18 protein-coding genes and 2 pseudogenes are annotated in these 18,038 nt (G+C 61.0%); 7 read left to right on the forward strand and 13 right to left on the reverse strand.

The annotated features are described in order from the left end of the window. Nucleotides 1–108: 108 nt before the first annotated feature. The 4 genes and pseudogenes from GOB90_RS17295 to GOB90_RS17310 form a co-directional block, all read right to left on the reverse strand. Nucleotides 109–264, reverse strand: a pseudogene (locus GOB90_RS17295) (DUF736 family protein); the annotation flags it as partial. Between the two features lie 288 nt (nucleotides 265–552). Then, a complete protein-coding gene (locus GOB90_RS17300; protein WP_010517751.1) occupies nucleotides 553–786 on the reverse strand; it encodes a hypothetical protein in 234 nt (77 codons plus the stop codon). Between the two features lie 74 nt (nucleotides 787–860). Beyond that, a complete protein-coding gene (locus GOB90_RS17305) occupies nucleotides 861–1,301 on the reverse strand; it encodes a hypothetical protein (RefSeq protein ID WP_010517753.1) in 441 nt (146 codons plus the stop codon). Between the two features lie 116 nt (nucleotides 1,302–1,417). Next, nucleotides 1,418–1,570, reverse strand: a complete 153-nt coding sequence (locus tag GOB90_RS17310) for a hypothetical protein (protein WP_010668868.1) — start codon at nucleotides 1,568–1,570, stop codon at nucleotides 1,418–1,420. Between GOB90_RS17310 and GOB90_RS17315 the strand changes: the two genes are divergently transcribed. Further along, nucleotides 1,569–1,955, forward strand: coding sequence for a type II toxin-antitoxin system RelE/ParE family toxin (locus tag GOB90_RS17315; protein ID WP_010517758.1), 387 nt, complete (start codon nucleotides 1,569–1,571; stop codon nucleotides 1,953–1,955). The genes GOB90_RS17310 and GOB90_RS17315 overlap by 2 nt on opposite strands. Further along, nucleotides 1,933–2,262: a helix-turn-helix domain-containing protein gene (locus GOB90_RS17320; RefSeq protein ID WP_018308131.1), complete on the forward strand. Its 330-nt coding sequence runs from the start codon at nucleotides 1,933–1,935 to the stop codon at nucleotides 2,260–2,262. The genes GOB90_RS17315 and GOB90_RS17320 overlap by 23 nt, the downstream gene beginning before the upstream one ends. A 30-nt stretch (nucleotides 2,263–2,292) precedes the next feature. On the opposite strand, the gene GOB90_RS17325 is transcribed toward GOB90_RS17320, so the two are convergent. The 5 genes from GOB90_RS17325 to GOB90_RS17345 form a co-directional block, all read right to left on the reverse strand. Then, nucleotides 2,293–3,222, reverse strand: a complete 930-nt coding sequence (locus GOB90_RS17325; RefSeq protein ID WP_010517762.1) for a DUF2493 domain-containing protein — start codon at nucleotides 3,220–3,222, stop codon at nucleotides 2,293–2,295. Between the two features lie 320 nt (nucleotides 3,223–3,542). Further along, nucleotides 3,543–4,589, reverse strand: coding sequence for a DUF7146 domain-containing protein (locus tag GOB90_RS17330; protein WP_010517764.1), 1,047 nt, complete (start codon nucleotides 4,587–4,589; stop codon nucleotides 3,543–3,545). After that, nucleotides 4,576–5,016 (reverse strand): hypothetical protein, encoded by a 441-nt coding sequence (locus GOB90_RS17335; RefSeq protein WP_010517766.1) that lies wholly within the window; start codon nucleotides 5,014–5,016, stop codon nucleotides 4,576–4,578. The genes GOB90_RS17330 and GOB90_RS17335 overlap by 14 nt, the downstream gene beginning before the upstream one ends. Nucleotides 5,017–5,099: 83 nt before the next feature. After that, nucleotides 5,100–6,302 (reverse strand): hypothetical protein, encoded by a 1,203-nt coding sequence (locus GOB90_RS17340; protein ID WP_062497132.1) that lies wholly within the window; start codon nucleotides 6,300–6,302, stop codon nucleotides 5,100–5,102. Between the two features lie 363 nt (nucleotides 6,303–6,665). Then, a complete protein-coding gene (locus tag GOB90_RS17345; RefSeq protein ID WP_062247339.1) occupies nucleotides 6,666–7,739 on the reverse strand; it encodes an alkene reductase in 1,074 nt (357 codons plus the stop codon). Nucleotides 7,740–7,884: 145 nt separating this feature from the next. On the opposite strand from GOB90_RS17345, the pseudogene GOB90_RS17350 reads away from it, so the two are divergent. The 4 genes and pseudogenes from GOB90_RS17350 to GOB90_RS17365 form a co-directional block, all read left to right on the forward strand. Then, nucleotides 7,885–8,271, forward strand: a pseudogene (locus tag GOB90_RS17350) (integrase core domain-containing protein); the annotation flags it as partial. A gap of 169 nt (nucleotides 8,272–8,440) precedes the next feature. Further along, a complete protein-coding gene (locus GOB90_RS17355; protein WP_233419884.1) occupies nucleotides 8,441–8,737 on the forward strand; it encodes a putative quinol monooxygenase in 297 nt (98 codons plus the stop codon). Between the two features lie 461 nt (nucleotides 8,738–9,198). Then, nucleotides 9,199–10,338 carry a glutathione-independent formaldehyde dehydrogenase gene (locus tag GOB90_RS19730; RefSeq protein WP_047820974.1) on the forward strand — a complete coding sequence of 380 codons (1,140 nt, stop codon included), beginning with the start codon at nucleotides 9,199–9,201 and terminating at the stop codon, nucleotides 10,336–10,338. 30 nt (nucleotides 10,339–10,368) lie between these two features. After that, nucleotides 10,369–10,938: a type 1 glutamine amidotransferase domain-containing protein gene (locus GOB90_RS17365; RefSeq protein ID WP_146892541.1), complete on the forward strand. Its 570-nt coding sequence runs from the start codon at nucleotides 10,369–10,371 to the stop codon at nucleotides 10,936–10,938. A 257-nt stretch (nucleotides 10,939–11,195) separates the two neighbouring features. Here GOB90_RS17365 and GOB90_RS17370 read toward each other — a convergent pair whose 3' ends face one another. The 4 genes from GOB90_RS17370 to GOB90_RS17385 form a co-directional block, all read right to left on the reverse strand. Continuing rightward, nucleotides 11,196–13,841 carry an excinuclease ABC subunit UvrA gene (locus GOB90_RS17370; RefSeq protein ID WP_338077575.1) on the reverse strand — a complete coding sequence of 882 codons (2,646 nt, stop codon included), beginning with the start codon at nucleotides 13,839–13,841 and terminating at the stop codon, nucleotides 11,196–11,198. Between the two features lie 392 nt (nucleotides 13,842–14,233). Further along, nucleotides 14,234–15,343, reverse strand: coding sequence for an S-(hydroxymethyl)glutathione dehydrogenase/class III alcohol dehydrogenase (locus GOB90_RS17375; protein ID WP_146892543.1), 1,110 nt, complete (start codon nucleotides 15,341–15,343; stop codon nucleotides 14,234–14,236). Between the two features lie 215 nt (nucleotides 15,344–15,558). Continuing rightward, nucleotides 15,559–15,849: a metal/formaldehyde-sensitive transcriptional repressor gene (locus GOB90_RS17380; RefSeq protein WP_043153273.1), complete on the reverse strand. Its 291-nt coding sequence runs from the start codon at nucleotides 15,847–15,849 to the stop codon at nucleotides 15,559–15,561. A gap of 201 nt (nucleotides 15,850–16,050) precedes the next feature. Then, the gene (locus GOB90_RS17385) at nucleotides 16,051–17,040 is read right to left on the reverse strand and encodes a zinc-dependent alcohol dehydrogenase family protein (RefSeq protein WP_095350419.1); all 990 of its coding nucleotides are present in this window, start codon (nucleotides 17,038–17,040) and stop codon (nucleotides 16,051–16,053) included. Between the two features lie 96 nt (nucleotides 17,041–17,136). Here GOB90_RS17385 and GOB90_RS17390 point away from each other — a divergent pair, with 96 nt between their 5' ends. Continuing rightward, complete coding sequence (locus GOB90_RS17390; protein ID WP_061490211.1) at nucleotides 17,137–17,757, forward strand: TetR/AcrR family transcriptional regulator; 621 nt, start codon at nucleotides 17,137–17,139, stop codon at nucleotides 17,755–17,757. The last annotated feature ends 281 nt before the right edge of the window (nucleotides 17,758–18,038 follow it).

The following is an 18,038-nucleotide window of genomic DNA, read 5'->3' on the forward strand; positions in this document are numbered from 1 at the left end:
GCGCCGGTCTCTCATCACCCCGATATTATGCGGAGCAGAAACCAGCCCAAACCCGCAGAAAACCACCATCGAGGATCACCCACTCCGCATAATCCCGGACTCCACATAATCGACCCGGCCGACGAAGACGCGGTGACTGGGGGCATTTTCGTTCAGGCGCGTGGTCTCGGGGGCGATGCGGACGTTGGGGGTCTGGAGCGAGAGGGTGACGATCTCGCCGTTATATCCGTTGCCGACTTTCTTGAAGGTGCCGATGGTAGCCATGATACTGCTCCGTGATCTCTGTTACCGAGCCCGCACCATTGCGGCCTCGATGGCGATCGGACAGACGGAGGCGAGCGGCGGCGCATCCCGTAGGGACCGAAGCGCAGCGGAGGACGGCGGGACGGAATTTTCTTGTTTCGCGAGGAATGACGGCGCAGCCGTCAGGGGAAGAAAATTATGGACCGCTGTTGCGCCATGGCCGATCGAGGCGCAGCCGACCTTCGGCTAGATCAGCCATCTTGAGAGGCGGCATGCGTGCGCGGCCCGACAGAGCACACATCACGGAGACTATGGCCACCCGCGCCCCACGCAAGTGTCGGCCAGGAAGGGGAAGGCATCGTCATGCCCTGCTTCCGACCCTGCACACGCCCCGTTCCGGGACTGCGTTTCGCACGGACACGCCCTGCCTTCCGGGATTCCACCGGCCGATGCTGACAGGAAGCGCTGGACGTCCACGCTCCAGGGAAAGAGCACCTTCAGCCAATATGCTGCAATCAGGGCCTCATCGATCGCTCCTGCCATACCCTCCTGACAGCGAGGCGGCCAGATGCGAAAGCCCCCGATCCTGTCCTGCCTCGCCGGTTGCCAGAGCGGTGTCAGACCCGCGCGATATTGCCGCCGGACGGTCCGGGTGGGGCCACGGTTGTAAAGCGGATGAAAGCGGTGACGCCCACCGCGATCGCGCCGATGATGGAGAAAAAGAGCTGCCACGCCGGAGACGGCATCAGCATCTGGGCGATCCCATGTGTCGTGCTGTAGCCCATGATAATGGCGGGCACCGTATAGAGCAGGACGATCAGCAGCTTGAGCCACATCCACGGCACCAAGGCGAAGGCGACCTGGCCAATAACGAAGGTTGCAGCGCCCGCGACGAAACCGACGATGATCCCGCCGACAACACCAGCACCCGCACCATACGCCCAGAACCCGGCCATCAGACCCATGGCGCAGGGCAGGGCGAAGACTGCCACGGTAAAGAACAACCAGCACAGGAAGCCAATGCCGGCGACGAGCAGGAAGGGAGCAAGGATGAACATGGCGGCGGTCTCCGTGCAACCGACAATGTCGGACGGTCGCGCCTGCCACCACCACCACGGCGCAACCCGCATTATAGCGCAGATGATACGGTGACCGGAACGAAAATCCGCGCGGCTTACGTCCCGCCGGTGACGATATCATCGAAATCTATCGCTGGTATGCGGACGTTGCGGTCAATCAGGTCGAGCGTTATTGCCTTCCCCCGTGATCCGGTGGCGTTGCGAAGAACCTTGCGATCCATAGCACCTGGTGCTACATAGGAGGTCATGACCAATGCCGAGCCATCCCAGCGGGCATTCAAGACCGCCTGGTTCGCCAGGGCGGCCCGGAAAGCTCGCATCAAAGACGATGAACTCTGCAAAGCGATCCGGGAGGTCATGAAGGGTCAGGCCGTCGATCTGGGTGGTGGTGTCTTCAAGAAGCGCCTGAACAAGAACCTGCATCGCAGCATTATTCTTGCGAAAGGCGGTCGATACTGGATCTACGCCTATCTGTTCGCGAAGAAGGACCGGGACAATATCGATAGCGATGAACTGGAAGACTTCCGGACCCTCGCCAAAGCCTATGCCGTGCTGACCGGGGAACAGGTCGAACGGCTTTTGAAGGATCGAGACCTGACGGAGATATGCCATGGCGATGAAGAGAAAAAATAGCTTCCGGAGCGACATTTCCGAGGCCATTCATTCCGGGGCGGTAATGCTGCACAAGGTCGGCGCGCTCGACAAGGCGACGATGCGTGATTTTGACACGCGCCATCTGGTGGTGCCCCCTGCGATCGAGCCGATCGAGATCAAGCGTCTCCGCGAGGCGAACAATGTCAGCCAGCCGGTCTTCGCGCGGTATCTGAACACGAGCGAAAGCACGGTCGAGAAGTGGGAGAGCGGCGCCAAACGGCCGAGCGGGATGGCGCTCAAGCTGTTGAGCGTCATTCAGAAGCACGGTCTTGAGGTTCTTGCCTGAGACGCTGGCTTGCGGGGAAGGAGAGAGCGCTCACGCGCCGCCTCCGAACCGCAGGACCGGGATACCGAGCCGCTTTGCCTTGTCGGCCAGATTTTCCTGGATGCCTGAACCGGGGAAGACGATGACGCCGATCGGCATAGTGTCGAGCAGCGCATCGTTACGACGGAAGGGCGCGGCCTTGGCATGCCTGGTCCAGTCCGGCTTGAAGGCGATCTGCACGATATCGCGGTGATCGGCCCAACGTGAGGCAATGAACTCAGCACCTTTGGGCGAGCCACCGTGGAGCAGCACCATGTCGGGATGCTTGGCCCGCACCTTATCCAGCCGGTCCCAGATCAGGATATGGTCGTCGAAGTCCAGGCCCCCGGTCACGACCACCTTGGGGCCGGGCGGGACCAGCAACTCGCCCTCGGCGCGGCGTCGGGCGTTGAGGAAATCGCGGCTGTCGATCATGGAGGCCGTCATGGTGCGACGTGACACCAGCGAGCCGGCCTTCGGACGCCACGCGCTCAGGGTCAGGCGCTCGAACTGCTCCTGCGCCTCGTCGCGGAAGATCTCGTAGGCGTTGCGGCGCTCGATCAGGGTCAGCCCTTCGGCGATCAGCCGCTCCAGTTCCACCGAGCGGATCTCGCTGCCATCCTGTTCCTGCTGGCTCCGTTTCTGCGCCTGCTCGTTGCGGTCAAGCTCACGCTCAACCTGGCCGACCATGCGGTGGAAGATGTTCACGGTGGACCAGAGCAATGCTTCGAGATCGGCTTCCAGCCGTGTGTCGGTCAGCGTCGCAGCGATGGCGTCGAAGATGTCGGCCACAGCACCCCCGATGCGCTGCGCTTCGGGTAGCGGCCTGGGGTCCGGCTCGTCCGCGAAGGGACGGTAGCCATACATCTGGAGTTCGGTCAGCACATGCGCGGTGGATGAAGCGGCGTGCGGCGGTTCGAAATCGTCGGTCATGCGGGTCATGAGGCTGTCCTCCCAGGTCTCCGGCTGCGCCCTTCGCGGCCTTTCCGGGGGCGGACAGCGGCAGACCAGGGACGGGCCGGAACCGCGCGCTGGCGCGCGGCCGCAGCACAGCGAAGGATGGCAGGGGGCCGGCTATTTTGCCTCGCGATGTAAAGCGCCCCCACAGGGCGCGACGGAAAATAGCCGGCTCACGCCATTGAAGGCCCGGCCCGGCTGACGCCCGCTCCCCACTTGAAAGGCCGGGGCGCGGACCTGCCGGACGGGAGGCAGGACAGGCCCGCCGACAGAAGACGGCCCCCCCACTCCTCTTTCCGGCCCGCTCAGGTATCGGCGGCCTCCAGAAAGCGTGCCACGTCCGCTGGCGCGAGTTGCGGATGCAGGATCGCCCGCAGCGCGCCGCGTCCCAGCGCACGGAGATCATCATTGAAATCGCCCAGCCGTGGCGACAGGCCGATCAGTTCGATCCCGGCGTCACCCGCGCGGGCGTGCAGCGTCGCCAGCGCCTGATCCCCGGCCGGATCGTCGTCGCGCAGGACGTAGAGACGGCGTAGCAGCGGCGGAAAGATCAGGGCAGCGAGATGTGCCGAAGACAGGCAGGCGGCCAATGGCAGATCGGGCAGAACCTGCCGCAGCGAAAGCACCGTCTCGATGCCTTCCCCGGCGGCGAGCACGTCGGATGCCACCCCGAAGCGCACGGCATGACCGAGCAGCCCGCCCAAGGCACGGCGCGGATGGTCGACCGGTGCCTTGCCACGGCCGTCCGCCGCCAGCCAGGTGCGATGCACACCGGTCAGAGTGCCGTCGAGGTCGGTGACAGCGGCGATCATGGCGGGCCAGGTCTCGGTCAGACCGTCCTCGTCCGGGCGGTAAAAGCAACGCGGATGGAAGCGCAGGGCTTCGGTTCCGTGCAAAAGCGTAATATCGCGTCTACGGAGATACGCGTCTACGGATGTGCCTATGATCGGCCCGGACATGGCCCAGAGCCGTCGTGCCGCTTCGGAAGAACTGGCGGAAGCACGCTCACGGGCAGGTCGGTCCTGTGACGGCGGCACTGGGTCAGGATGCGGCAGGCTGAGGAAGGCGCGTGCCTCGTCGGCCACGTCGCGGAAATCCACCAGGCCGAGGCTTTCGCGGATCACGTCGAGCAGGTCGCCATGCTCACCCGACTGAGCGTCCGTCCATTTTCCCGCCCTGCCGTTGGCGGTGTCGTGGAGCCGGACGAACAGCGACCGGCCGGGCGTATTGCGCACGTCACCGACCAGCCAGTAATTGCCGTGACGGCGACCGGCGGACAGATACTGCCGGCACACCGCCTCCGCGTTCTCCGCCAGCCGACGGGCGAGATCGCCTGCATCATGCAAGGTCATCGCCCTGCCCTCCTGTGTCGGGATTGCCTCCGTCCAGGGCGATCGCCAGCCAGCGATCGGTGGTCATCCATGAAATCGTTTTGCGCCTGCCAAGGTCAAGCAGATGCGCACCGCCGCTGAAGGCGCCTATCCGGGGACGTGAGGCCGTATTGGCCCACTGGAATCCCCATCGGCCCCGCAACCGGAATATTCGCGCACAGCGTAGCACGAATTCCACCACCTGATGCGGATCTCCGATCGTCTCATCGTGCATCCAGAGTTTCGTGCCGCCATATTCGGGCACGATCGATAGGACAAAACCGTCAGAGGGTGGATCTTCCGCCGCCAGTTCGTCCATGAACGCATTGTAGAGGTCGAGCGCCTTTGCGGCATTGTCCACTGTGCCCACATCGAGAACGCAGGAAAAATGCGTGAAGAAATCAGCCATCGGAAAAACTCCCGAAACGAAAAAGCCCGGCGCAGTGGCCGGGCTCGTAAAAACGTCTTTACGGAAAAGCGTGCAGTCGTCTTTCAGGACGCACGCTCCATCAGCCTGCGGGCCTTCTCCTCCAGATCCAGCCGCGTGTCCTGATTGGCCTTTGTCCGCGCCAGCGCCGTGATCCCCTGCACGAAATCGAACACGCTCTCCGGCTTGCGCCCTTCCTCATGCAGCACGGTTTCGATGATCTTCGTTGTCTCTGGCTTCGAGAACCCGCGACGACGCAGGAAACTTTCGCGGTCCTCGTCGGTTTTCGCCACCAGCGCCTTGCGCGAGGCCTGAATGCCCGAGACGAACGAGGCCGGGCTGGCTGTGGCGAAGTTCCGTAGCGCCGGTGTCGCCTGATGCACGAAGCGTGAGGCTGCAAACTTGCTATGCCGGATCGTGATCTGTTCGAAATTTTCGACGCCCCACAACATACGATTTTGACACGCTCCGCGCAGGTAGAATGACGCAATGCCGAGGCTCTTGCTGCCGACTTCTGAATTCCATGCATAGAAACCCCGGAAATAGAGATCGGGCTCACCATTGGGCAGGCGTCCCGCCTCAATCGGGTGTGTATCGTCGACGAGAAACAGGAACACATCGCGATCCGATGCGTAGAGCGTCGTGGTTTCCTTCGTAATGTCCACATAGGGGTTATGGGTCATGGTGGCCCAGTCGATCACACCGGGCACCTTCCAGTTGGTATCGCCGGTGCCATCACCGGCGATCTTGCGCACCGCGCCCACCAGTTCATGGTCCCAGATACGACCGTAATCGGGACCAGTTAAAGCACGCAGTTCGACGCGCCCGTCCTCGGTTTCCAGCGTCTTGACCAGTTCGGCCCGGTGCGACAGCAACCCGTGCTGCAGGTTGATTGCCGCCAGCGGAGCCGGAAGATTGCGCAGGTACGACGAGGGGGCACCAACCAGGCTGCACATCTGGCCAAAGGACCAGTGTGTGGGAGCAATCGGGTCATTCTGCCCCGGCACGGTCAGGGTCAGGCGCTCGGCATTGTCGCGGCTCGCCTCCACTCGGATGGCGCGGCTTTCTACCGTGCGGGCCGTAGCCCGATCCGCACGCGCCAGCGTGGCGGCATGCAGCTCGGACAGCGAGAGATACCGCTCATCATCGGGGCGCGAGAACCATTCGGACGAGACGCGGGCACTACGCTTCCCGCGCGAAGGATCGATCCGGAAGCCGCCGGACGCCGCACCACGGAACGCAGGGGGCAGGATGGTGGTTGTAGTCATGGAAAACTCTCCTCTGATGCCAGTTATTCGGCACAGAAGGCGAAGCCACCCTCTTCCTCTGATCACCACTTCCCACGCGGGATCTCATCCAACCGCAGAAACACCTGGCCCCTCATTCCGGAACACGGCGTCCCCGTCACCTACCGGAAATCACGACTGCAATGGGGGGGAAACAGACAGTCGGCTATCGGGATAGAGTTACCGAAAACAGCCTTTCGCAGTGTTCACATTCATGGCAGGGAGTAGAGCTATTCAGGTGATTTCGCCTACTTCACGACAAGTATCACGTCGGCGGCTAAATATTTTCTATAGTTCAAATGCAAGTTCCTTCCATTGGAAGGAACTTGCGGGAAAAATAGGGTATCAGCGAGCAAGCGGATAATCCGTATAGCCTTCTGCACCCTGCGAGTACCAGGTGCGGATATCGTCCTTGTTCTGGGGCAGATTGTCTTCCAGACGACGCACGAGGTCCGGATTGGCGAGGAAAGGCCGACCAAACGCAATGGCGTCCGCAACACCGGTAGCGACTGTCTCGATCGCTTCTTCCCGTGTGTAGTCCTGATTCAGAACCAGCGGCTTCCTGAAGACTTCGCGGATCGGACCATGCAGCTTGGGCTGGTCGGTCTTGCCGAACGTGCCGTTCGGTCCGGGCTCGCGCAGTTCAAGGAAAGCGATATCGAGGTCATTCAGCAGCTTTGCGGCCGGCACAAAAACCTGCCCTGGATGACTGTCGATGCAGCCCTGCGTATCGCCATTGGGGGACAGCCTTACTGACGTTTTGTGCGCGCCAATCGTTGCGATCACGCGTTCGGTGACTTCACGCAGGAAGCGGATGCGGTTTTCCGGCGAACCGCCATATTCGTCGGAACGATGATTGGTGCCGTCCCGCAGAAATTCGTCGATCAGATAACCGTTGGCGGCATGAATCTGCACACCGTCAAAGCCTGCCTGAAGGGCATTGCGAGCAGCATTTTCGTAGTCGTTCAGGATGCGGGCAATGTCCTCCTTGGTGAGAGGGCGGGCGACTTCGGGAGCCTGCTTGCCATCGTACGTATGGAGGGCTTCAGGCGCTTTTGTCGCCGAGCAGGACACAGGTTGCTGGCCCGTCACGCTGGAATGAACCATCCGACCCATATGCCAGAGCTGGGCCACAATCTTTCCGCCCTTGGCGTGAACTGCGGCGGTGATGGGCTTCCAGGCTTCCACCTGTTCCTGCGACCACAGGCCCGGCGCATACGGCCAGCCAAGACCTTCGCGGCTGATCCCGGTCGCTTCTGAGATGATCAGACCGGCTCCGGCCCGTTGCGCGTAATATTCGGCCATGATGGGGGTGGGCACATGATCACGGGTGCTCCGACCGCGTGTCAGCGGCGCCATGAGAATTCTGTTTTTGGCGTAAATGCTTCCCAGTTCAATCGGCTCAAACAGGCTGGTCATGACAGATCCTTCTTAAAAGACGCAGTTCCTATGAATTTGGGAAGCCTCACGAGGAATACAACAGAAGGCTTACCACCTCGTCTGACTTGAGGTGAGCACTGCCTGTCTGCTTAATTGGTGAAGCCGACAGGCAGATTTGGAGGGTACCGACTTCGTGCTGGATGCTCTCGAGCAGGCTCTGTGCCAGAGGCGACCTGAGGGAAAAGTGACCCACCATTCCGACCGCGGCTGTCAATATGTGTCCATTCTCTACACGCAAAGACTGGCTGAAGCGGGGCTCGTTGCTTCTGTCGGCAGTGTTGGGGATTCCTATGATAACGCCTTGGCAGAGACCATTAACGGACTTTACAAAACCGAACTCATCTATCGGCAGGGGCCATGGAAAAACAGGGAAGCTGTTGAACTGGCAACACTTAAATGGGTCGACTGGTTCAATAATCGGCGGCTCCTGTCCTCCATTGGAAACATCCCGCCAGCAGAAGCTGAGGCACGCTTTTATGCACAACAGAAATCACATGCATTAGCCGCTTAAATCAGATAAAAAACGTCTCCACAAAACCCGGGGCAATTCATGCCTCGCACGCACCGGCAAGGCGGGAGCGCGATGCGTTCTGTGGATATGCCTTGCTGACGAGGAACGTTCCGGCCCGCTTGACCGTTACTTTGCCAAATGATATCTGTCCGTTTAACTTGAGGAGTCGATGATGCCCAAACTTGCGCTGTATGTGCCACTGAAGGCCAAGCCCGGAAAAGCGCGCGATGTCGCCAATTTCCTGACCTCGGCATTGCCGCTCGTTCAAGCCGAGCCGGGCACTCTGACCTGGTATGCGATCGAGGAAGGTCCCGGTGCGTACGCGATCTTCGATACGTTCGACACAGAGGAGGATCGGCAGGCCCATCTTGACGGCAAGGTTGCCGCCGCGCTGATGGAGAAGGCGGAAGAACTGTTCTCGGAACCGCCGCAGATTCACAAGTTCACCCTGCTGGCCGCGAAATAGCGGAGTGGTCGGCACCCCAAGCTGCCGTACGACTGCACGGTTAGGGTCGCCTGCCCTCGGGAATGGACGACCCCGCCGGCTCTGGAACTAAATAGAAGAATACGACAGGCCATCCGCGATAGTGGATGGCCTTGTCTTTTGCGCTTATCCGGCCTTTTGATGCTGCTGCTGATAAGTCGGCGTTGATGTGTTGCGTTATCATGGCGCCGTTGGTTTCGCAGGAACTTCTTTAGGTCATCAATCTGCCGCTTTTTAGATCGTCCTGGCCCTGGCAATCGAAAAGCCGCCGTAAATCGATCCGAGAACTGCCGAACGGGAAGGAACCGTTCAGGCGTCAGGCGGTTTAGGAGACAGACATTGGTTGGAAAGGTGCCATGCTATGCGCCTTTGCGCTGGTTCGGATCATCAGCAAGCTCTCGATTTGATGACGCCCAGATCAGAGCTACAAAAGGAGAAGATCCGTGAAAGCTGTCGTGTACAACGGGCCCAAAGACGTTTCCGTCGATACCATCGATGATCCCAAGATCGAAAAGCCGACCGATGTTATCATCCGGCTGACGACGACCAACATCTGCGGGTCGGACCTTCACATGTACGAGGGCCGCACTAGCTTCGAGAAGGGCAGGGTCTTTGGCCACGAAAACCTTGGCGAAGTCATCGAAGTCGGCGCTGCCGTAGATCGGATTAACAAGGGCGATCGCGTCTGCATGCCGTTCAACGTCGGTTGCGGGTTCTGCGAAAATTGCGAACGCGGTCTGACGGGTTTTTGCCTCACGACCAATCCTGGGACCGCCGGCGCAGCGTATGGCTTTGCCGAGATGGGTCCGTGGCAAGGCGGTCAGGCCGAGATGATGCGCGTACCTTATGCCGACTTCAATTGCCTGAAGCTGCCCGAGGACGCTGAGGAGAAGGAGGATGACTATGTCATGCTCTCCGACATCTTCCCGACGGGTTGGCATGGCGTCGAGTTGTCAGGTTTCTTGCCTGGTGAGAGTATCGCGATCTACGGGGCTGGTCCGGTCGGTTTGATGGCCGCGCACTCGGCCGAAATCCGCGGTGCCGCTCAGATCTTCGTGGTCGATTCCCACGATGACCGTCTGAAGCTGGCCGAAGCGATGGGGGCGATCCCGATCGACATGCGCAAGGGCGATCCCGCCCAGCAGATCCTTGACGCGACCGGCGGCCTTGGAACCGACCGGGGGGTCGAGGCGGTAGGTTACCAGTGTTGCGATCGCCACGGCAAGGAGCGCAGTAATTACACGATGAACTGCCTCGTCAAAAGCACGAAGGCCACCGGCGGCATCGGCGTCGTCGGCGTGTTTATCCCGGAAGATCCGAATGCGACCGACGATCTCCAGAAGGAAGGCAAGATGGCGTTCGACTTCGGCAACTTCTGGTTCAAGGGGCAGAAGATCGGCACCGGCCAGTGTAATGTAAAGCACTACAACCGGCGGCTGATGAAGCTTATCGAGCAAGGCCGGGCCAATCCTGGTCAAATCATCTCGCACCGACTGCCGCTCGATCAGGCACCAGACGCTTACAAGCATTTCGATGCGCGCGATAATGGTTGGACAAAGGTCGTGCTCAAACCGGGTGCCTGACCTTAGTCTTCTACGGAATAGGGATAAATTATGACATTAGAGGGCAAATCAGTTGCCGTTCTGATCGCGCCCCGCGGGACGGAAGAGCCAGAATTCTCGAAGCCCAAGCAAGCTATCGAGGAGGCTGGCGGCAAAGTGACCGTGGTCAGTTTTGAAGCGGGCGTGGCTCGCACAGTCAATAGCGATCTCGACGAGGGCGGCAGCTATACTATCGACAAGACGTTTTCCGAGGTGAAAGCCGACGATTTCGACGGACTTGTTGTGCCCGGAGGAACTGTCGGTGCCGACAAGCTGCGCGGCAGCGGCGAGGCAATTGGTTTCATCCGGGCTTTCTTCGATCAGAAAAAACCGGTTGCGGCTATATGCCATGCACCCTGGACATTGATTGAGGCGGGCGTGCTTAAGGGTCGCACCCTGACGTCCTACCCAACGCTGAAGGTCGATGTCGAGAACGCCGGCGGTACATGGATCAATGAAGAAGTCGTGGTCGACAACGGCCTTGTCACAAGCCGCGACCCTAATGATTTACCCACCTTCTGCGCCACACTCGTGGACGAAATCGCGGAAGGTGTGGGCGCTGGGCTCGCAGCCGGGAATTAAGACGGGGCGGTTTCGACGAACCATGTGAGGGCCCGCTCCCTGGAGAAGTTCCGCACAAAACAGGCGTAGCGGATGGCCGGCGATTGGCTGTCCGCTACGCCGCATATCAGACTAACACGGCGCACCTGACGGGCACTCGAACCCTAAACCGCGTCAACCGCGTTGACACATCTTCGGCTCCCGCTTCCAGATTCGACCCATTCCAGCGTCCGGTTGACATACACCTGATCGAACGCCCGTTCGGTCAGGTTTACGACCTACAGCGCCGCTTTGAGATAGGGGGCGGTGAGACTGCCTTCTGCTTCCGCAACGACGCCAGGGACGCCGCTGGCAACGATACGGCCGCCATCTTCCCCAGCCCCCGGTCCCAGATCGATGACCCAGTCCATCTGCGTGATGGCGCGCATGTCATGTTCGACGACGACGACGGTATTGCCAGCGTCGACGAGGCCCTGCAGGTGTTGCATCAGCCGGTCGGCATCGGAGGGGTGAAGCCCCGAAGTGGGCTCGTCGAGGATGTAGATCGTGTTGCCGCGCTGGGCGCGTTGCAGTTCAGTCGCCAGCTTGATGCGCTGCGCCTCCCCGCCAGACAGCTCGGTCGCAGGCTGTCCGAGCCTCAGATAGCCAAGACCGATCTCCCGCAACACGTCGAGGGAGCGCATCACAGATGCCTCGCCAGCGAAGAAATCGCACGCATCGTCGACCGTCAGTTCGAGCACCTGGGCGATATTGCGCCCGTTCCATTCGACTTCGAGCGTTTGCGGGTTGTAGCGAGAGCCATGACAGGTCGAGCACGGCGCAAAAACGCTCGGCAGGAACAGCAGCTCCACCATGACGTATCCCTCGTCCTCGCACACCGGGCAGCGACCTTGCGCGACGTTGAACGAGAACCTGCCCGGGCTATAGTGTCGCCGGCGGGCGAGCGGCGTATCAGCGAAGATCCGTCGCACATGGTCGAACATGCCGCTGTAGGTGGATAGGTTCGAGCGCGGCGTGCGGCCGATCGGTTTCTGATCGACCCGCACCAGCCTGCGAACATGCTCCATGCCCGCGACAATGCGTCCTTCAGTATCGTTCTGAGCAACGTCGAGCAGAGGATCGATATCCTCCTCCTCGGCCACCGGAGAGCCGCCGAGGTGTTCCGTGACGAGCTCGGGCAGCGCCTGACTGACAAGACTGGATTTGCCCGATCCCGAAACGCCGGTGACAGCGGTGAAGCAGCCGATGGGAAACTCAACGTCGAGACCTTGAAGATTGTTACGCCTGATCCCTTCCAAGCGTAGCCATGCCTTGAGATCGCGCGGTGTGCGCTCACTGCGGAGCGGCTCTGCGAACAGGTAGCGGCGGGTGATTGAAGTCTCGACGTGGGCAAGCCCCTCTATCGGCCCGCTGTAGAGGACTTCACCGCCCTTATCCCCGGCTCCTGGCCCGACATCGACGAGCCATTCAGCGTGGCGGATCACGTCGAGATCATGTTCGACGACGAACAGGGAGTTGCCCGCCGCCTTGAGACGCTCGAGGATAGTGAGCAAGGCTTCGCCATCTGCCGGATGTAACCCTGCCGAAGGCTCGTCAAGCACATAGACCACGCCGAAAAGCTGTGACGACAATTGGGTGGCAAGCCGCAAGCGCTGCAACTCTCCGGAGGAGAGCGTCGGCGTGCTGCGGTCGAGCGAAATGTAGCCAAGGCCAAGATCGATCAGCGCCTCGAGCCGCTCGATCAATTCGCAGGCAAGGCGTTGGGCGGCGATCCGCTTCTCGTCGGAGAGATTGGGCGTGCGGCGCACGTCGGGCGCGCTCTTGTGCGCAGAGCCGCCCGCGGCAACCCGTTGTTCGACCGCTGCTTCGCGGGCCGCTTTTTCCAGAACATGGCCCTTTGAGGTGTCGGAGACTGCCCCATACTCGCCATGCGCGACGGGCATCAGCAAGTCCTTCAGCTTGAGCACTGTCAGGTCGCCGAACTCGGCAATATCGAGCCCGGCGAATTTGACCGACAGGGCTTCGCGCTTCAGGCGCTTGCCGTTGCAGGTCGGGCAATTGCGGCCGATGATATATTGCGAGACGCGCTTCTTCATCAGCGCGCTTTTAGTGTTGGCAAAGGTTTCCAGCACAAAGCGGCGCGCGCCGGTGAAGGTGCCCTGGTAGCTCGGCTCCATGCGGCGCTTGAGCGCCGTCCGGGTCTGTTCGGGCGTCAGGCCCGCATAGACCGGCACCGTCGGCGCCTCGTCAGTGAAGAGGATCCAGTCGCGATCCTTTTTCGGCAAGTCGCGCCACGGCGTATCGACGTCATAGCCGAGCGAAACGAGGATATCGCGCAGGTTCTGGCCATGCCAGGCGGTCGGCCAGGCGGCGATCGCCCGATCGCGAATGGTGAGGCTGTCGTCGGGAACCATCGTCTCTTCGGTCGCGTCATATACGCGGCCGATGCCGTGGCAGGTCGCGCACGCCCCCGCGACCGTGTTGGGGGAGAAATCCTCCGCATAGAGCATGGGCTGATGGCGCGGATATTCGCCGACGCGGGAATAGAGCATCCGCACCAGGCTGGAGAGCGTCGTCACGCTGCCGACCGTGGATCGCGCGTTGGCCGAGCCGCGCTGCTGCTGCAACGCGACCGCAGGCGGCAATCCGTCGATCGTGTCGACCTCCGGCACGCCGGCCTGGTCGATCAGGCGACGGGCATAGGGCGCAACCGATTCCAGATAACGCCGCTGGGCTTCGGCATAAAGGGTGCCGAACGCGAGCGATGACTTGCCCGAGCCCGATATGCCGGTGAACACCACGAAGGCGTCGCGCGGTACATCGACGTCAATATTTTTGAGGTTATTCTGGCGCGCGCCGCGAACCTGCACGCAAGCGGGCGGCCCCGCATGTCCATGGTCGGAGGCCTGCGTCGTCGAGTGTATATCCTTGTTTTTCAACTTAGTTTTCCTGCCGTATCCGCCCGTGCGGCCCGTGTTTCATCACAATCAGGGTAACAGATGAATGCATTTCCGACTCAATGCATCCAACGGCCACGATGGCGCGAGCTTCGAAACCTTTGGAATATTTTCCAGCACTAAACTAAGGTACGACAAAGCCTTTTTCCGTCGGGTCGCGCGACGAGGCCACACACCCCGCAGGTAAGCGCACGGGTTAGGCGGCCGTGGTCCGTGCCGCTATCGGCGTGTAACGACTGCACTTCGGCGGTTGTACCGCATCGCTCAGTTGCCAGGGAGCCTTCATCATGGCCGGGGTCGGGTCATGATGAAGGCTGGCTTGTCGATCCGAGCGCCTGGCGCCGCTGCGGATCGGCGGGTCAGTAGTGAATGACCGTGCGGATCGACTTGCCTTCGTGCATCAGTTCGAACGCCTCGTTGATCTCCTCCAAACCCATGGTGTGGGTCACGAACGGGGCCAGATCGATATCGCCTCTCATGGCGTCCTCGACCATGCCGGGGAGCTGTGTCCGTCCCTTGACGCCGCCGAAAGCGGACCCCTTCCAGACGCGGCCCGTAACGAGCTGGAATGGACGGGTGGAGATTTCTTCGCCCGCGCCGGCAACGCCAATCACGATCGACTGACCCCAGCCACGGTGCGCTGATTCAAGAGCGGCGCGCATGACATTGACGTTGCCGATGCACTCGAAGGTATGATCGATGCCCCATCCCGTCATCTCGATCAGCACTTGCTGGATGGGCTTGTCATGGTCCTTGGGGTTGATACACTCGGTCGCACCGAACTGGCGTGCCAGCTCGAACTTGGACGGATTGGTGTCGATGGCGATGATGCGACCCGCCTTCGCCTGGCGCGCACCCTGAATCGCCGCGAGGCCGATGCCGCCCAGGCCGAACACGGCGACCGAGTCTCCGGGCTGGACCTTGGCGGTATTGTGGACTGCGCCGATGCCGGTCGTGACGCCGCAGCCCAGCAGACAGACCTGTTCGGGGTTAGCCTCGGGATTGATCTTGGCGAGCGAAACTTCGGCGACGACAGTATATTCACTGAAGGTTGAACAGCCCATGTAATGATAAAGGGGCTGGCCATTGTACGAAAAGCGGGTGGTGCCATCGGGCATCAAACCCTTGCCCTGCGTTTCGCGGACAGCGACGCACAGGTTGGTCTTGCCCGACACGCAGAAATCGCACTTGCCGCACTCGGCTGTGTAGAGCGGAATCACGTGATCGCCCGGCCTGACGCTGGTGACGCCCTCACCGACCTCGACAACGGTGCCCGCGCCCTCGTGGCCTAGAACCACCGGGAAAACGCCCTCCGGATCACTGCCCGCCAGCGTGTACGCATCGGTGTGGCACACACCGGTGTGCGTCACCCGGATGAGCACTTCACCCTTCCGGGGTGGGGCGACATCGATTTCGACGATTTCGAGTGGCTTGCCCGGCTCGAAGGCTACAGCGGCGCGAGATTTCATGTTGGGATACCCTCGTTGATGGAAACTGATTGCCGGTGCGAGGCCGTTGCGCCATCGCAAATTCGTCGACGTTCTCATACTGTCAGGGAGTATCTTTGTCATACTCCCTGCCAGTATACAAGAGGTGTCCTACCGAGGATCTCAAACCAGAGAAGGCAGCAGGGGCTGGCTTCTAAGTGCGAGAGAACACGGGCAAGAAAATGAGCCTGAAATCGTCATTTAAGATAAGTACGCAGAATCTTCATTACGCCCTCCACGCCGTCATCGTGATCGCCACCCTCGCTTTTGAGGGCCGGATCTGCGCCGGAACCGAATGTTTCCCTGAGGTGACTCTCCATCACTTCCGCCATCAGTCCGTTTGTCGCGCCACGCATGGCGACAATTTGCTGCAGCAGGGGAGCGCAATCGGCCCCGGCTTCGATCGCGCGTTCCAGAGCGTCCGCCTGACCCTTGATACGCCGCAAGCGTGTGATGGCTCGCTTTTTGTCCTCTGATGAATGTGGCATCGCGTTTTCCCGAGAAATCGCTTCAGCATACCATACAGGGGGGGAGTTTCAATCCTGCACTGAGACGGGCGTTTCTCTCATCGGGCGAGGTTCCGGTCATGCTCTCAAGCCTGCGCCGCAAGCAACCACGGCATGGGCTGAGGGTCCGATCATGTGTCGGGGAAGGGGGGGAGCCATCGCTCGCTCCCCCAGAATTGCCGGTCAGACCGTAACGACGACCTTGCCGATCTGGTCGTTTGATTCGAGGAAGCGGTGCGCGTCTTGGATGGCGTCGAGCGGGAAGGTGCGCGCGATCTGCGGCTTTAGTGCGCCCGATTCCAGTCCCGCCACGATGAACGCCTTGGCGCGATCGAGGGCGGCATCGTCGGAGACGATCTCGCTGTAGAGATAACCCTTGAGCGTTAGGCTCTTGCCCAGAACGGAGAACAACGGGAACGGCGTCGGCTCGTCGCTTAGCGCGCCATATTCAAGCAGGATGCCGCCGCGCGCCATGCTTGCGGTCAGCGGTTCGAGCGACGGGCCTCCGACCGGATCGAGCACCACGCGCGCACCTGCGCCATCGGTTATCTCCATCACCTTCGCTACCAGATCCTCTTCCCCGGTCGCGATGACGTGATGTGCACCGGCATCGAGCAGGGCCTGGCGCTTGGCGCCGGTACGCGTCGTCGCGATTACCGTCGCGCCGACCATCCGCGCAATCTGGAAGGCAGCAAGGCCGACGCTGCTGGAAGCAGCGGTGACGATGACGAAATCGCCTTCGCCGAGCTTCGCCTGCTCCACCAGCGCACCCCAGGCGGTGACATACTGCATCCACACGGCCGCCGCTTCCTCGAACGACAGCGCCGCCGGATGCTTGACGACGAGGCGGGCGGGCACGTTGGCGACCTCGCCATAAGTGCCCCAGCGCGCGATATCGAGCGGGGGAATAACGCTGACGGCTTCGCCTTCCGCAAACCCGGTCACGTCCGCCCCGACCGTAACGACAGTGCCGGCAGCCTCGTAGCCGAGTCGGCTAGGGAACTCGGCTTCCTGAAGGTAGGCATGGTTGCGGAACATCACCTCGGCGCGGTTTATGCCTATCGCCTTGACCGCGATCTGCACTTCGTCGGCCGCGGGCGCGGGCACTGCCACTTCTTCAATCCTGAGGACGCTTGCGTCGCCATATTCGTGGATTCGGACGATGCGGCTCATGGGACACTCCTTGATTATAGAATGATCGTTCTGTATCGGTGTGGGCCACCAGTTTCAAGATATTATTTATCGATCATTCCATATCGGGCGCCAGACATGACAGAGACGAAAGCACGTCGCGGCGCAGGTCGCCCTCGCGTGTTCGACACTAACGCAGCGCTCGACAAGGCGGTACGGCTGTTCTGGCAGCGCGGCTACGAGGCGACTTCGATGGCCGATCTGGTGGCGGAGACTGGCGTCGCCGCCGCCAGTCTCTATGCGGCGTTTGGCAACAAGGCGGGGCTGTTCGCGGCGGTGATCGAGCGCTATGCCGCGACGTTCAGCGTCCACCTCTATGCCCCCATCAACGACCCGGCGTTGTCCACCTTCGAGGCCGTCAAAGGCCTGCTGGAGCAAGCGGCGTCATCGTTCTCGGAGCCTGGAACGCCGGCCGGCTGCTTCATGTATTCGGCAGCGGCAGCCGTGTCGCCGGCGTCCGCCGCCATCGAATGCCTGCTGCGCGACAAGCGTATCGCGGCGGAGGCCCTCCTGATCGAGCGTTTACATCGGGGCGCCGCGCAGGGCGAGCTTGCGGCCGATACTGATCCGGCCGTCCTAGGTAAATTCATCAATACGGTCATGGAAGGCATGTCCGTTCAAGCGCGCGACGGCGCTACGATCAACGAACTTCTCTCCATCGCCGAAATGGCACTCGATCGATGGCCGGCTGCGGTTTGATCGTCCAGGCGAGATCCCAGCAGCCTGTTTTTCAACAGCCACGGACGGTTGTGACACCGCCTCAAATGATGCCACGTTTGTACGTAGCGGTGACCGACATATCGGCGTACCTTCAACGAGTAGCCGAGAATATTAAAGGGAGCGAAAGCATATGAGATGCGTGACGCTACTGAATTGCCCCGGGTTTTGTGGAGACGTTTTTTATCTGATTTAAGCGGCTAATGCATGTGATTTCTGTTGTGCATAAAAGCGTGCCTCAGCTTCTGCTGGCGGGATGTTTC

It is taken from the genome of Acetobacter oeni, assembly GCF_011516825.1.
Lineage (GTDB): Bacteria > Pseudomonadota > Alphaproteobacteria > Acetobacterales > Acetobacteraceae > Acetobacter > Acetobacter oeni.